This window comes from Bacillus sp. TH30, assembly GCF_016650875.1.
Taxonomy (GTDB): domain Bacteria; phylum Bacillota; class Bacilli; order Bacillales; family Bacillaceae_G; genus Bacillus_A; species Bacillus_A mycoides.
This window is the reverse complement of the sequence record NZ_JAEKEY010000002.1, coordinates 916,739-930,617: the sequence shown is the minus strand read 5'-3', so window position 1 is coordinate 930,617 and position 13,879 is coordinate 916,739. Positions and strand designations below refer to the sequence as shown.

17 protein-coding genes are annotated in these 13,879 nt (G+C 34.6%); 15 read left to right on the top strand and 2 right to left on the bottom strand.

Features of this window, described 5'->3' with window-relative positions; genetic code table 11:
• The first annotated feature begins 15 nt into the window (after window positions 1–15).
• Window positions 16–732, top strand: coding sequence for a hypothetical protein (locus JFU20_RS06910; RefSeq protein ID WP_002012062.1), 717 nt, complete (start codon window positions 16–18; stop codon window positions 730–732).
• A 38-nt stretch (window positions 733–770) separates the two neighbouring features.
• Here JFU20_RS06910 and JFU20_RS06905 read toward each other — a convergent pair whose 3' ends face one another.
• Together JFU20_RS06905 and JFU20_RS06900 are read right to left on the bottom strand one after the other, a co-directional pair.
• Window positions 771–1,553, bottom strand: coding sequence for a CheR family methyltransferase (locus JFU20_RS06905; RefSeq protein WP_002166047.1), 783 nt, complete (start codon window positions 1,551–1,553; stop codon window positions 771–773).
• A 39-nt stretch (window positions 1,554–1,592) separates the two neighbouring features.
• Window positions 1,593–2,090, bottom strand: coding sequence for a flagellar motor switch protein FliG (locus tag JFU20_RS06900; protein ID WP_002012058.1), 498 nt, complete (start codon window positions 2,088–2,090; stop codon window positions 1,593–1,595).
• A 143-nt stretch (window positions 2,091–2,233) separates the two neighbouring features.
• Here JFU20_RS06900 and JFU20_RS06895 point away from each other — a divergent pair, with 143 nt between their 5' ends.
• From JFU20_RS06895 to fliI, 14 genes are all read left to right on the top strand, one after another.
• A complete protein-coding gene (locus JFU20_RS06895) occupies window positions 2,234–2,698 on the top strand; it encodes a YaaR family protein (RefSeq protein ID WP_002141107.1) in 465 nt (154 codons plus the stop codon).
• Window positions 2,699–2,713: 15 nt separating this feature from the next.
• On the top strand, window positions 2,714–3,166 hold the full coding sequence (locus tag JFU20_RS06890) for a hypothetical protein (RefSeq protein WP_002012056.1): 453 nt from the start codon (window positions 2,714–2,716) through the stop codon (window positions 3,164–3,166).
• Between the two features lie 17 nt (window positions 3,167–3,183).
• Entirely contained in the window at window positions 3,184–4,482 is a 1,299-nt protein-coding gene (gene flgK / locus JFU20_RS06885) for a flagellar hook-associated protein FlgK (protein WP_002012054.1), read from the top strand.
• 283 nt (window positions 4,483–4,765) lie between these two features.
• Window positions 4,766–5,629 carry a flagellar hook-associated protein 3 gene (locus JFU20_RS06880; protein ID WP_002012052.1) on the top strand — a complete coding sequence of 288 codons (864 nt, stop codon included), beginning with the start codon at window positions 4,766–4,768 and terminating at the stop codon, window positions 5,627–5,629.
• 20 nt (window positions 5,630–5,649) lie between these two features.
• Complete coding sequence (locus JFU20_RS06875; protein WP_002012051.1) at window positions 5,650–7,029, top strand: flagellar hook-associated protein 2; 1,380 nt, start codon at window positions 5,650–5,652, stop codon at window positions 7,027–7,029.
• 22 nt (window positions 7,030–7,051) lie between these two features.
• Window positions 7,052–7,420, top strand: a complete 369-nt coding sequence (locus JFU20_RS06870; RefSeq protein WP_002012050.1) for a flagellar export chaperone FliS — start codon at window positions 7,052–7,054, stop codon at window positions 7,418–7,420.
• The gene (locus JFU20_RS06865; RefSeq protein WP_002141115.1) at window positions 7,410–7,682 is read left to right on the top strand and encodes a hypothetical protein; all 273 of its coding nucleotides are present in this window, start codon (window positions 7,410–7,412) and stop codon (window positions 7,680–7,682) included. Before JFU20_RS06870 ends, JFU20_RS06865 begins: the two co-directional genes overlap by 11 nt.
• Window positions 7,683–8,027: 345 nt before the next feature.
• A complete protein-coding gene (gene flgB, locus JFU20_RS06860; protein WP_002012047.1) occupies window positions 8,028–8,513 on the top strand; it encodes a flagellar basal body rod protein FlgB in 486 nt (161 codons plus the stop codon).
• A 20-nt stretch (window positions 8,514–8,533) separates the two neighbouring features.
• The gene (gene flgC / locus JFU20_RS06855) at window positions 8,534–8,947 is read left to right on the top strand and encodes a flagellar basal body rod protein FlgC (protein WP_002012046.1); all 414 of its coding nucleotides are present in this window, start codon (window positions 8,534–8,536) and stop codon (window positions 8,945–8,947) included.
• Between the two features lie 17 nt (window positions 8,948–8,964).
• The gene (gene fliE, locus JFU20_RS06850) at window positions 8,965–9,264 is read left to right on the top strand and encodes a flagellar hook-basal body complex protein FliE (protein ID WP_002064631.1); all 300 of its coding nucleotides are present in this window, start codon (window positions 8,965–8,967) and stop codon (window positions 9,262–9,264) included.
• 22 nt (window positions 9,265–9,286) lie between these two features.
• Window positions 9,287–10,861, top strand: a complete 1,575-nt coding sequence (gene fliF / locus JFU20_RS06845) for a flagellar basal-body MS-ring/collar protein FliF (protein WP_002012043.1) — start codon at window positions 9,287–9,289, stop codon at window positions 10,859–10,861.
• Between the two features lie 13 nt (window positions 10,862–10,874).
• Entirely contained in the window at window positions 10,875–11,879 is a 1,005-nt protein-coding gene (locus JFU20_RS06840; protein ID WP_002012042.1) for a flagellar motor switch protein FliG, read from the top strand.
• Complete coding sequence (locus JFU20_RS06835; RefSeq protein WP_033710117.1) at window positions 11,866–12,552, top strand: FliH/SctL family protein; 687 nt, start codon at window positions 11,866–11,868, stop codon at window positions 12,550–12,552. The genes JFU20_RS06840 and JFU20_RS06835 overlap by 14 nt, the downstream gene beginning before the upstream one ends.
• A complete protein-coding gene (gene fliI, locus JFU20_RS06830; RefSeq protein ID WP_002141120.1) occupies window positions 12,549–13,853 on the top strand; it encodes a flagellar protein export ATPase FliI in 1,305 nt (434 codons plus the stop codon). The genes JFU20_RS06835 and fliI overlap by 4 nt, the downstream gene beginning before the upstream one ends.
• The last annotated feature ends 26 nt before the right edge of the window (window positions 13,854–13,879 follow it).

Genomic DNA, 13,879 nt, shown 5'->3' with positions numbered 1-13,879 from the left:
AGTGGAGGCGCTTAGATGGAAATTAAACGTACTACAATTGAAAATAAGACGCTACACCCATTAAAACAGCCTGCAGCTATTTCAGAACATGAAATTCAAAAAGAGCGAAAACGGAGTAATCTTGTGTTTACCGGGCGGTCCCAAATCATTTCGAACAATAATGAAATAGGGATTCTACTTGCGAGTTTAGGTGATGGAAAGATTGTAAAAGAAATGCTTTCTAAGGAAATGGATACGGTGTTGCAGTTGTTCTCAAAGTTACATATGTTGTCCGAGGAAGGAAAGCAATCGGAAAAAATATATGAACAAATTGTTAGAAGTTTACAAGGGATTATTAAGCAAGCGTATATAAAAGATATTCCGTTACTCGATGGGACGTATGATTTCGCTGAAGTACAGCTTTCATTCGGGCGAAAAGTACATATTCCTTTACTTGACGTAAGTGCTCTCATTTCTAGAGTGGAAAGTGATTCTTCAGAAGGAAATATAAATTTAATGATAACGGTTATTACAGCTTACATGACGAAATTGTCTAATGAAACAATCTTAATTAGCGGTACAGATCGTATTTCTAAAGAACGTGATGTGAGCGTGTGGAGAGCACTTGCAGAAATGAATATGACGCAATTATCTCATGCGTTGAAACATACGATTCAAGAGCATAAATGGTCTGTTACAGCTCTATTTCTCTTTATATGGGTTATAGGTATCATATTGATTCGTATTATATAATAAAAAAAGGTCGCCATTTCAATTATGACGACCTTTTTCTATATTTTTTCGTAGAAGAATGTATCAAAACGCTGAAGGTTGTAGCGTTCGGGTGTTAAAATTTGTTCTGTGCTACCAACGAATAGTACGCCGCCTTTTCGTAAAGAACGACTAAACTTTTCATAAAGCTTTATTCTTGCTTCTTCTGTAAAGTAAATCATTACATTTCGACAAATGATTAAATCGTAGTTCGTATCAAATGTCTGCATTAATAAATCATGTTGTTTAAATGTAACTTGCTGTTTAATATTTTGATGCAATATATATGTATCATCTTCTTTTGTGAAATGACGTTGTTTTAAATCATTAGGTAATTCTTTCAAAGAGCGTTCTGTATATTGACCACGTTTTGCAGTTTCTAAAACATGAAAATCAAGATCCGTTGCTTGAATGTCATAACGAAACGGAGCTAGATGCTTCGATAATATTAAAGAAAGTGTATATGGTTCTTCACCGGCAGCGCAAGCAGCACTCCAAATTTTTAATTTACCGTTATTTTGTTCAAGTAGCTTTGGTAGAGCTTTCGTCTCTAACGTTTGCCAGCGCTCTTTATTTCTGAAAAACTCTGATACGTTAATTGTAATATAGTCAATAAAACTTAAAAATAACGTTTGATCGGTGCGTAAATTATTTAAAAAATTTGTGTAATTTTCAAAACCTTTTCTCGAAATGAAAGCGTCGATTCTTCGGCGCATTCTATCTTGCTTATAGGAAGCGATATCCATATTAAAGTGCTGTTTAAAACTTACGACAAATTGATTATAATCTTGTTCAGTTATCATATTTACAATAGGCACAATAACGATATTGTGCCTCCCCCTTTACATCATACGAATTTTTTGTTCAAAGCTTTTTTTCATCTGCTTTTCATGTAAGCCTGGTAAATCATAAATAACAGCATCAATTCCTGCTTCTTTTGCAACGTCAACGGGAATGACAGACGTATGTTTATCTCCGTTATAAAAACAGAGAACTAAATCGGTATCTTCGACAACTTGCTTTACAAAAAACATATAATCTGATCGATAAATGGATTCGGAAGGATGATCAAAAGCAATATACTCGGCTCCGTGTTTTTTTAAGTAATCAACGACTTCTTGAAATTCGTCTGTTAATACTTGTAACGGTTGTAGTGTGTAAAGACATAAATTTTGAGCAAGTCTTTCGTTTTCAATGAAGAAACGAAGAACCTCATTTTCAATAGATTTATAACATAATATGTAAATTTTATGTTTGTGAGCATAGTCAATTAAAAATTTTTTTATTTCTTCCTGATCTAATGCTGTTAATTGATTTGAACCACAAAGAAAAATATTCATAGATTTGTGCCACCTCATGCTAAATTGTAACATATCTTCTATAAAAAATAACTGCAAAATATCATTGTACGGAGTATAATTATAAATAACTAGATTTTACGATTAAGTTTAGAAGGAAATAAAAAAATAAATAGGTGATATATATGCTGCGTTCTATCTCGCATAATCCAATTTTATCGCATATACCGCCTGCTACTCAAATGCCGAAAGAAGCAAATGTCAGGACAGGACTTGCTTTTTCGGATAATTTGCATGCAGATCCGAAAAACGATAAATTGTTAGAACAAATGGAAGCACTTGTTGATAACATTGGAGAAATTAAAGAGAAAATCGAATTAGAGTTAACGCTCGATAATGTAATGGAATACAAAAATACTGTAAAATCATTTTTGAATTTTTACGTTGATAACGTATTGCAGTATAAAGATGTTATGTCTCGTCATCCGCGTTACGGATATTCGCAGAAAATGACGATCGTAAAACAAGCTGAAATGGGATTAACTGAGTTAGAAGATGTTATGAATTTAATTAATACGAAAACAGGGCATTTAGAAATGTTAAATCAAATTGGAGAAATTCATGGTTTGATTGTAAATTTAGTCTTGTAAAGGAAAGGAAGCTATATGTACATACAATTATATGAAAAGCTCGTTATTATTCAAAAGGCATATGAAAATATTCAAACGCTTGGGGAACAAATATATGAGAATTTAAAAAATAAAAATGTAAATGCAGTTCAAAAGTTGCAAGTAGAGCAATTGCAGTACATAGAAGGTGTTAAAGGATTATCGCGATCTTTTGAGGAAATGGTTGTTCAGCTTTGTAAAGAAAAACAAGTTGAACCGTTGCGTATGCGTTCTCTATTTTCGTATTTTTCACAGGAAGAAAATGAAAAAATGGACGAATTACAAAAAAGTTTAAATGAATTAGAAGAAAATGTAAAAATGATTCTTTTGAAAAATCAATATTACTTAAACGTACTATTAAAAACTACAGAAAGTATTGTGGATTCCGTTTCTGAATACAATTTGGAGAAAAACAATAATTCGCAAATCTTTATGAATGAACTATTGTAAAGGAGAAGTGAAGCATTATGAGATTATCTGATTATAATACGCCGTTATCTGGTATGCTAGCGGCCCAAATGGGATTACAAACGACAAAACAAAACTTATCTAACATTCATACGCCGGGTTATGTTCGTCAAATGGTAAATTACGGATCTGTTGGAGCAAGTAACGGTCATACGCCTGAACAGAGAATCGGTTATGGTGTACAAACATTAGGAGTTGACCGTATTACAGATGAAGTGAAAACGAAGCAATTTAATGATCAGTTGTCACAGTTCTCTTACTACGCATATATGAATTCTACTTTATCACGAGTAGAGTCTATGGTAGGAACGACAGGGAAAAATTCATTATCTAGTTTAATGGATGGATTCTTCAATGCTTTTCGTGAAGTTGCAAAAAATCCAGAACAACCAAACTACTACGATACATTAGTTTCTGAAACTGGGAAGTTCACAAGTCAGATAAATCGTCTTGCGAAAAACTTAGATACAGCAGAAGCACAGACGACAGAAGATATTGAAGCACATGTGAATGAATTTAATCGTCTTGGTGCTAGTTTAGCAGAGGCGAATAAAAAAATTGGACAAGCGGGGACACAAGTACCTAATCAACTATTAGACGAACGTGATCGCATCGTTACAGAGATGTCTAAGTATGCCAATATCGAAGTATCTTATGAATCTATGAATCCTAATATCGCGAGTGTTAGAATGAATGGTGTTTTAACAGTAAATGGACAAGATACATATCCAATTCAATTAAATAAAGAAAAAGAACCAATGTCTGTTGCGATTTATGGATCGGATATTCCTTTAAATGGTGGAGCAATTCAATCAGCGATAGATACGAAAGTGAAGATTGCTAGTTATAAGAAAAACCTTGAAGAATTAATGAGTTCTGTAAAAGGTCAAGTGAATACAGTGATGGGAAAAGATTTCTTCGTTGGAGATCATGCGAAAGATATTCAGTTAAACCCTGAATTCGCAAAAGATGTTTCGAAAATGAAAATCTCTGCTGAAACAGCAAATAAACTAGCAGGAATTACAGATGGAGATTATAAAGAAGGTCTTTCTTATAAACAAGCATTAGACCAATTTATAGTTGGTGTAGCTTCTGATAAAAGTGCAGTGAATGCTTATCAAAATATTCATAAAGATTTATTAGAAGGTATTCAACAAGAAAAAATGAGTATTGAAGGCGTAAATATGGAAGAAGAAATGGTTAATTTAATGGCTTTCCAAAAATATTTTGTCGCAAACTCTAAAGCTATTACGACGATGAATGAAGTGTTTGATAGTTTGTTTTCGATTATTAGATAACATGTAGAAGGATCGAAAAAGCTTTTATTGTGATGGAAGAGAGGGTCCGGCGCAGGGGAGAAGCGGACAGAGCCTTTTAGTGGACCGAGCGATGTTAGACCAGAGATATGAGATGGTTGAATGGGAAGTTAAGGGGGAGAATAGCCATGTTTAGCAAGCGTCCTCCCCCATGTAAATTAAATGAAAACGAAAAGGTCTTTTTTTATGAGGGAAGAGGATAGCTGTATATAGGTGCGGTTTCTTCTTCGCGCCAATTCAAATATAGATAAAGGAGAAGGTAAAGATGAGAGTATCTACATTTCAAAATGCAAACTGGGCAAAGAATCAGATGATGGATTTGAATGTGCAACAGCAATATCATCGAAATCAAGTAACTTCAGGTAAGAAAAATCTTTTTATGAGCGAAGACCCACTGGCGGCAAGTAAATCATTTGCGATTCAGCATTCGTTAGCAAATATTGAACAAATGCAAAAAGATTTAGCGGATTCGAAAAATGTATTAACACAAACTGAAAATACATTACAAGGTGTTTTTAAATCTTTAACAAGAGCGGATCAATTAACAGTACAAGCGCTAAATGGGACGAATAGTGAAAAAGAATTGAAGGCAATCGGTGCAGAGATTGATCAAATTTTAAAACAAGTTGTATATTTAGCGAATACGAAAGAGCAAGGCCGTTATATTTTCGGTGGGGATAGCGCTGAACAAGTTCCATTCACAGAAGATGGTACGTATCAAGGTGGAAAAAATGATGTGAACTGGCAACTAAATGATGGCTATGAATTAAAAGCATTTCGTAACGGAGAAGAATTATTATCACCAGTTATAAAAACGTTAAAACAGATGAGTGAAGCGCTGAATAACGGTGATCAAAAAGCTTTGCAACCGTTATTAGGAGAAAATAAGAAAAACTTAGATAGCGTCATTAACCGTACAACTGAAGTTGGTTCAACAATGAACACAATGGAGACGTTTAAAACAATTTTAAGCGAGCAAAATTTAGCGCTTCAAGAAAACCGTAAAGAAATTGAAGATGTCGATTTGGCGGTAGCAATTTCTGACCTAGCATATATCAATGCAACGTATGAAGCGACGCTTAAAGCGGTTAGTACGATGAGTAAAACGAGTATTTTAGATTACATGTAAACAATAAGGAGTGAGACAATATGGCAGGAACATTAACAGGTATCGGTGGTAGACAACAGATTTGGAATCTCGGAAATAATATGATCGACACTTCTAACTTTGTAGAGTTAGAAATGCAAGCGTTAGATATGAGAAAAGCACCGTATACGAAAGAAAAGAGTGATCTTTCAAACGATAAACTATTATATACAAGTTTAAAATCAGAATTTAGTTCTTTTACACAGACTTTTAAAAACTTAGCAGCTTTTAAAGGAAATGAGAAAAAGGTAACAACATCACAAGACGGTTATATTAATGTAAAAGCTGATGGTGGAGCGATTGCAGGAACTTTTAATATGACGATTACACAGCTTGCACAACGTCATCAAATAGCCTCTAATAAGATTGCTGATATAAATGCGAAGCTTCCTAAAGATGAAACATTACAACTAGGCGGTAAAGAACTAAAAGTAACAACTGATATGACATATAAAGATTTAATTAACAAAATTAATGACGGAGATTATGGTGTATCGGCTTATACACTTGGAGATAAAATCTTTATGTCCTCGAAAAAAGAAGGAACAGATGGAGAAATTAATTTTAAGGGGAACACATCTACACTGTTTCAAGATATTGGTTTAGCTAAGGCGGATGGGACAGCAGTCAATACAATTAATGAAGCGCAAAATGCCAAATATAGTATTAATGGTATTGAAACTGAAAGTTTTACCAATACAATTGAAGCTCTTCCGGGCGTGAAAATTGAATTGTTAAAAGTAACTGAGCCGAAAGCAGAAGGAACACCAGATGCAGGTACAACAACAGATCCAAAAGCAAAAGGTATAGATCTGAAGTTTACAGTAAGTGACTCAAACGTAACAGATGCATCGAATGTTATTAAAAAGATGGTGGCGGATTATAATAAAGCTGTTTCTACAGTAGATATCTTTGCTGGGAAAGGTGGAGCTTTCCAAGGTCAAGCCATTATGCAAAGTGTACGTCAAGCGATGAATAATGTCGTGACATTTTCTCAAGACGGTAATTATTTATTCTCATTTGGTATCCAATTAAAGCAAGACGGGACGATGGAAGTTAATGATGAACAATTAACAAAAGCGTTAAAAGACAAGCCGGATGCAGCGAAGCAATTTTTCTTTGGTTCTAACGGTTTAGGGAAGATGATGGAAGAACCACTTGATAAACTATTTGGTGATAAAGGTGTAGTCGGAGAGCGTGTAAAAAACATCGATTCACGTGTAAGTGATTTAGATAAAAAGATTAAAGATATTGAAACACAAAATCTGCAAAAACAAGATGAGATTGTGAAGAAGTATCAAAAGCTAGAAAGTACATTAGCGGCGCTAGATAGCCAACTAAAAACAATTAAAGCAATGACAAAACAAAAAAGTGATGATTAATGAAAGTTAAGGAAGTGATTGTATGCAAGCATGGCAACGTTATATGCAAAATGATATTATGACGAGTAATCCAATTAAAAATACAATTTTTATTTATGAAAGATGTATCGTTGAGTTTCGTAATTTAGAAGAACTTTTAAATACTTTTAAACTACAAGAAGGAGATGCGCTTCTTGAAAAATTAGAACGTATTTTTGAAGAGTTAAAGCTTCAATTAAATCCTGAGATTACTAAAGATTTATATGATAGTCTATTCGGTTTATACGATTGGATTAGCATTCAAATTCAGACGATGAAAGTAACGCGTGAAGCAAAAGACATGGATGCGATTGTACAAGTGTTACAAGATTTAATAGACGGTTACCGCGGAGCACTCGAAAATGAACAATGATATTTATCGAGCGTTTGTCGGCTGTTTTAATGAAATCGGTGAATTGCAAGTATCAGATGGGGAATTTGCTGAGAAGAGTGCAATGTTAAATCGCTGGATGATGACATTGGATGAAGAGACGCGCGCAGATGTTGCAGCGGAAGTGAGTCCATTAATAATTAAGGCAGCACAGCATATTCGAGATAAGCAAAAATTTTTGGAAGAAATGATTATGACAAATGATGGACGAATGAAAGCGAATTCGTTTTACGGTAAATTTTAATGGTAAATTACGGAAATGGATACCCCTTTTAAAAGGGGATCCATTCCATTGTTTGAATAAGGCGTTCCGCTGATTGAGGTTTCACTTTATGACTGTAATAAAAAGAATGGTAATAATCCAAACAATGAAAAATAAGATGTCTTTATTTTATAGAGAGAAGTGTATGGAAGCTCTTTTTTTTATTGTTTATATATCAAAATGTTACATGGATTACTACGCGTATACAGTTTTTTATATTCTTTTTTATATTTTTGTATTTTTCTAAAGACAACAATGGAAAAATGGAATAAAATATGTAAGGGTACAAAATAGATAATATTTTAATAAATAAATACATATAGGAAAATGAATAATAAAGTGAAACTTCCATCAGTGGATGATCATGCGCTAAACGAGCATGATGGAAAAGGAAGGGTGTGGAATATGCCAGATTTAGTTAGTGATGTAAGTCATTATATGAACTATTTAGTAACGAAGCGAAATACCGTTTCTAGTAATATTGCAAATGCGAATACACCTGGCTATAAAGCACAAGATGTAACATTTGCTGAGCAAATGAATATGAGCAGTGCATTATATAAAAAAAATGCTGCGGATTTAAAGAGTAATCCAGATTTATATCAAACGAATGTAATGCACTTACCGACAGCAAATACGAAAAATACATACGCAAAGATTCAAACGAAATCAATGCAAACGAATAAAGATGGAAACAGTGTTGATGTAACGACAGAAATGCTAGATTTAATGAAGACAAACCAATTATACGGTGTTTCAATTAATGCAATTAATACGCAATACGCTATTAACCAAGCAGCACGTGGACGTTAATAGTAAAAGGAGAGACAAAGATGTTTCAGGCAATTAATGCAAGTGGTTCAGGGCTAACTACAGCGAGAAAATGGATGGAAGTTACTTCTAACAATATCGTAAATGTAAATACGACGGGAGCACCGGGTGCAGAGCCGTATCACCGTCGAAGTGTAGTATTAGAATCAAATAATAGTTTTGCAAGTATGCTAGATGGAGCTCCTACTAACGGAGTGAAAATAAAAAGTATTGAAACGGATCGAAATGAAAATCTTGTGTATGAACCGACGCATCCGCATGCAAATGAAGAAGGATATGTACGTTATCCGAACATTGATGTGACAGCTGAGATGACGAATGTAATGGTTGCTCAAAAAATGTATGAAGCAAATACAAGCGTATTAAATGCGAACAAAAAAATGCTCGATAAAGATTTAGAAATCGGCCGAGGATAAGAGGGAAGAGGGGAAATATGAAAATTCAACCAATGTTAAATACACAGCCATTTGGAGCGATTCAGCCGATTGGCACACAGAAAACTTCAGAAACATCTGTAGTTGAAGGCAAAAAGTTTATTGATTTATTGGAAGATATGAATCAAACGCAAAATAATGCCCAAACAGCAGTATATGATTTACTGACAAAAGGGGTAGGAGAAACGCATGACGTTTTAATTCAGCAGAAGAAAGCTGAATCACAAATGAAAACAGCTGCTCTCGTACGCGATAATCTTATTGAAAATTATAAGTCACTAATTAATATGCAAATTTAGGAAAATGGACGGGTGTATTTAAATGGAAAAGATAAAAAATGTTTTCCAATCGTTGAAAACGTGGCATAAGTTAGTGATTGGTGCTGCGCTTTTAGCGATTGCAACAGGAGCACTTTTATACTTCACCTTGCCAGATAAATATGTTGTTGTATATCAAAATTTAAATGATACAGATAAGCAAGAGATTACAGCAGAATTATCGAAGCTAGGTGTTGATTACCAATTAGCAGCCGATGGTTCGATTCGAGTGCAAAAGAACGATGCTCCATGGGTTCGAAAAGAAATGAATGGAATGGGCTTGCCGTTTAATTCAAAAAGCGGTGAGGAAATTCTATTAGAAAGCTCACTCGGTTCAAGTGAACAAGATAAGAAAATGAAGCAGATTGTCGGCACGAAAAAGCAATTGGAGCAAGATATTGTACGAAACTTCGCGACAGTTGAAACGGCAAATGTGCAAATTACATTACCTGAAAAAGAAACAATTTTTGATGAAGAAAAAGCAAAAGGAACAGCGGCGATAACTGTTGGTGTGAAACGTGGACAACTATTAACAGCTGATCAAGTTGCGGGTATACAGCAAATGATAAGTGCTGCAGTTCCTGGGGTGAAAGCAGAAGAAGTAAGTGTTATTGATAGTAAAAAAGGTATCATCTCAAAAGGAACAGATGAAGCGCATTCTAACAGTTCCTCTTCTTATGAAAAAGAAGTAGAGATGCAGCATCAAATTGAAGGTAAATTAAAGCAAGATATTGACGCAACGTTAATGACGATGTTTAAATCAAATGAATATAAAGTGAATACGAAAGTGTCTGTAAACTACGATGAAGTTACACGTCAGTCAGAAAAATATGGCGATAAAGGTGTACTTCGCAGTAAACAAGAGCAAGAGGAAAGTTCTACTGCGCAAGAAGGAGCAGATACGAAGCAAGGTGCGGGTATTACAGCGAACGGTGAAGTGCCGAACTACGGTACGAACAATAATCAAAACGGTAAAGTTGTCTACGATAATAAAAATGGTAACAAAATTGAAAACTATGAAATAGATAAAACAGTTGAAACAATTAAGAAACATCCGGAATTAACAAAAACAAATGTTGTTGTATGGGTAGATAACGATACGTTAGTAAAACGAAAAATTGATATGACAACATTTAAAGAAGCGATTGGCACAGCAGCTGGGCTGCAAGCTGATCCGAATGGAAACTTTACAAACGGTCAAGTTAACGTTGTAACTGTTCAGTTCGACCAGCCGAAAGTTGAAAAAGAGAAAGAGCCAGAAAAAAGTGGTATGAACTGGTGGTTATTCGGTGGAATTACAGCTGGCTTGCTAGCACTAATTGGCCTAGTATGGTTCTTCTTAGCAAGACGTAAGAAAAAGAGAGAGGAAGAGGAATATGAAGAATATTTAGCAGAAGAGGAAGTTGCTGCTAGTAGTGAAAGTATTTTTGAAATTCCTGAAGAAAAAATAGTACCAGAACCAAAACCAGAGCCAGTAGAACCATCAGAGCCTACATTAGATGATCAAGTGCAGGAAGCTACGAAAGAGCATGTAGAAGGTACTGCAAAAGTAATTAAAAAATGGTTAAACGGACAGTAAGGGAGGAAAAACAATGTTAGATGAAATCTCCTCCAAAGAGAAAGCTGCCATCCTCATTCGTACATTAAACGAAGAGGTGGCAGCAAAAGTCATTGAATATATGACGGCTGAGGAAAAAGAAGTATTACTTCGTGAAATCGCGAAGTTTCGTGTATATAAACCAGAAACGTTAGAAAATGTATTAGGGGAGTTTTTGTATGAACTAAATGTCAAAGAATTGAATTTAGTAACTCCAGATAAAGAATACATTCGTCGTATATTTAAAAATATGCCAGAAGAAGATCTGGAAAAATTATTGGAAGATCTTTGGTACAACAAAGATAATCCATTTGAATTCTTAAATTCACTTACAGATTTAGAGCCACTGCTTACAGTGCTTAATGATGAATCGCCACAAACGATAGCGATTATTGCTTCTTATATTAAGCCGCAACTTGCTTCTCAATTAATTGAGAGATTACCAGATCATAAACGTGTAGAAACGGTAATGGGGATTGCAAAGCTTGAACAAGTAGATGGTGAATTAATTAATCAAATTGGTGAGTTATTAAAAGCAAAATTAAATAATATGGCATTTAGTGCTATTAATAAAACAGATGGATTGAAAACAATAGTGAACATTTTAAATAATGTTTCACGAGGTGTTGAAAAAACAGTCTTTCAAAAGCTGGATGAAGTCGATTATGCGTTATCTGAGAAAATTAAAGAAAATATGTTTGTCTTTGAAGACTTACTTGGTCTTGAGGATCTTGCGCTTCGCCGTGTATTAGAGGAAATTACAGATAACGGTGTTATCGCGAAAGCACTTAAAATTGCAAAAGAAGAAATTAAAGAGAAACTATTTACATGTATGTCTTCAAACCGTAGAGAGATGATTCTTGAAGAGTTAGATGGCTTAGGACCGCTTAAGATGACGGATGCTGAAAAAGCACAACAAACGATTACAGGTACGGTGAAAAAGTTAGAAAAAGAAGGAAGAATTATCGTTCAAAGAGGTGAAGATGATGTCCTTATTTAAAAACAGAATTCCGAAGAATTCTGTTTCTTTTTCTGAAGAAACGTATGAATTACAATTTCCGAAACCAGTATCAGTTCATATTGAAGAAGAGATACAAGTGGATCATGCAGAACTTCTTGCACAGCAAGATGCATTACATATTGAAATGAATCAGCTAAGGCAGCAGCAGCAAATGCTAGAACGAGAGCGTCAGCAGTTGTTGCAAGATAAAGAACAGTTTCAAATGCATATTCATGAACAAATGGAACAGATGGAAGCAGCGCGTATACAGTTTCAAAAAGAACAACAAGAAACAGCACACGAATGGACAGAGTTATTATGGAATCAATCTTTTCAGTTAGCAGAAAAAGTAGTGAATCAAGCGGTAGATTCGCGCTTATTAGACGTTTTGCCGATTTTAACAGGCATCGTGCAAACATTGCCTACTTCATTTGAAAAATTAATTATAACGGTTCATCCAGAAACATTTGAACGTATACAAGAAGAGAAAGAAAATACGAAAGAGTATTGGCTACTACAATTAGTAGAATGGAAGTATGATTTTTCTTTACAGTTTGGCGAATTTGTTCTGGAAGAAGAGAAAGAGTTTTTTGAGTTTAAATTTGCGCCTATATTTGCGAAGCTTCGTCATAAGTGGGAAGAAGAGAAGTTGTTTGAGGAGCAAAATGTATGAACAACGAGCTAATGAATGAACATAATAAATGGAATACATTTATTGAAACACCGTTTTATACGAAAGTTGGCAAAGTTCATAGTGTACAAGAGCAGTTTTTTGTAGCGAAAGGTCCGAAAGCAAAGATTGGAGATGTTTGTCTCGTTGGAGAACATAGTGTCTTATGTGAAGTAATTGCGATTGAAAAAGAAAATAATATGCTACTTCCATTTGGACAGACAGAAAAAGTATGTTACGGAGATGCAGTTACATTAATTGAAGAAGATGTTGTTGTACCTCGTGGTAATCATTTACTTGGGAAAGTGTTAAGTGCGAATGGTGAAGTGTTAAATGAGAACACTGAAAACATTCCACTACAAAAAATAAAATTAGATGCACCGCCGATTCATGCATTTGAGCGTGAAGAAATTACAGATGTATTTGAAACGGGAATTAAATCGATTGATTCCATGTTAACGATTGGGATTGGTCAAAAGATTGGTATTTTCGCAGGATCGGGTGTTGGTAAATCTACCTTGCTTGGAATGGTTGCGAAAAACGCAAAAGCTGATATTAACGTTATTAGTTTAGTAGGAGAACGTGGCCGAGAAGTAAAAGACTTTATTCGAAAAGAATTAGGCGAAGAAGGTATGAAAAAAAGTGTCGTTGTTGTAGCAACGTCAGATGAAAGTCACCTTATGCAACTTCGTGCGGCTAAGCTTGCAACATCTATTGCTGAATATTTCCGTGACCAAGGTAATAACGTATTACTTATGATGGATTCTGTTACTCGTTTTGCTGATGCACGCCGAAGTGTTGATATTGCGGTAAAGGAATTACCGATCGGTGGTAAAACACTGTTAATGGAAAGTTATATGAAAAAGTTATTAGAACGATCAGGAAAAACGCAAAAAGGGTCAATAACAGGTATTTATACAGTGTTAGTTGATGGTGATGATTTAAATGGTCCTGTACCAGATTTAGCTCGTGGTATTTTAGATGGACATATTGTATTAAAACGTGAGCTCGCAACTCTTAGTCATTACCCTGCCATTTCGGTATTAGATTCGGTAAGTAGGATTATGGAAGAAATCGTATCGCCGAATCATTGGCAACTTGCAAATGAAATGAGAAAAATTCTATCTATTTATAAAGAGAATGAATTGTATTTTAAACTTGGAACAATTCAAGAGAATGAAGAAAATGCTTATATTTTTGAATGTAAAAATAAAGTAGAAGCTATAAATACGTTTTTAAAACAAGGTCGAACGGATAGTTTTCAGTTTGAAGATGTTGTCCAAGCGATGCACCATATTGTATAAGATCTCGCCCTTTGAGGTCTTATTTT

Excerpts from the sequence above, each read along its gene's own strand:
- flgC (WP_002012046.1), top strand. The coding sequence starts at position 8,534 with ATGTTTCAGGCAATTAATGCAAGTGGTTCAGGGCTAACTACAGCGAGA.
- JFU20_RS06840 (WP_002012042.1), top strand. The coding sequence starts at position 10,875 with ATGTTAGATGAAATCTCCTCCAAAGAGAAAGCTGCCATCCTCATTCGT.
- JFU20_RS06890 (WP_002012056.1), top strand. The coding sequence starts at position 2,714 with ATGTACATACAATTATATGAAAAGCTCGTTATTATTCAAAAGGCATAT.
- JFU20_RS06895 (WP_002141107.1), top strand. The coding sequence starts at position 2,234 with ATGCTGCGTTCTATCTCGCATAATCCAATTTTATCGCATATACCGCCT.
- fliF (WP_002012043.1), top strand. The coding sequence starts at position 9,287 with ATGGAAAAGATAAAAAATGTTTTCCAATCGTTGAAAACGTGGCATAAG.
- fliI (WP_002141120.1), top strand. The coding sequence starts at position 12,549 with ATGAACAACGAGCTAATGAATGAACATAATAAATGGAATACATTTATT.
- flgK (WP_002012054.1), top strand. The coding sequence starts at position 3,184 with ATGAGATTATCTGATTATAATACGCCGTTATCTGGTATGCTAGCGGCC.
- fliE (WP_002064631.1), top strand. The coding sequence starts at position 8,965 with ATGAAAATTCAACCAATGTTAAATACACAGCCATTTGGAGCGATTCAG.
- JFU20_RS06865 (WP_002141115.1), top strand. The coding sequence starts at position 7,410 with ATGAACAATGATATTTATCGAGCGTTTGTCGGCTGTTTTAATGAAATC.
- JFU20_RS06870 (WP_002012050.1), top strand. The coding sequence starts at position 7,052 with ATGCAAGCATGGCAACGTTATATGCAAAATGATATTATGACGAGTAAT.
- JFU20_RS06835 (WP_033710117.1), top strand. The coding sequence starts at position 11,866 with ATGTCCTTATTTAAAAACAGAATTCCGAAGAATTCTGTTTCTTTTTCT.
- JFU20_RS06875 (WP_002012051.1), top strand. The coding sequence starts at position 5,650 with ATGGCAGGAACATTAACAGGTATCGGTGGTAGACAACAGATTTGGAAT.
- flgB (WP_002012047.1), top strand. The coding sequence starts at position 8,028 with ATGAATAATAAAGTGAAACTTCCATCAGTGGATGATCATGCGCTAAAC.
- JFU20_RS06880 (WP_002012052.1), top strand. The coding sequence starts at position 4,766 with ATGAGAGTATCTACATTTCAAAATGCAAACTGGGCAAAGAATCAGATG.
- JFU20_RS06910 (WP_002012062.1), top strand. The coding sequence starts at position 16 with ATGGAAATTAAACGTACTACAATTGAAAATAAGACGCTACACCCATTA.
- JFU20_RS06905 (WP_002166047.1), bottom strand. The coding sequence starts at position 1,553 with ATGATAACTGAACAAGATTATAATCAATTTGTCGTAAGTTTTAAACAG.
- JFU20_RS06900 (WP_002012058.1), bottom strand. The coding sequence starts at position 2,090 with ATGAATATTTTTCTTTGTGGTTCAAATCAATTAACAGCATTAGATCAG.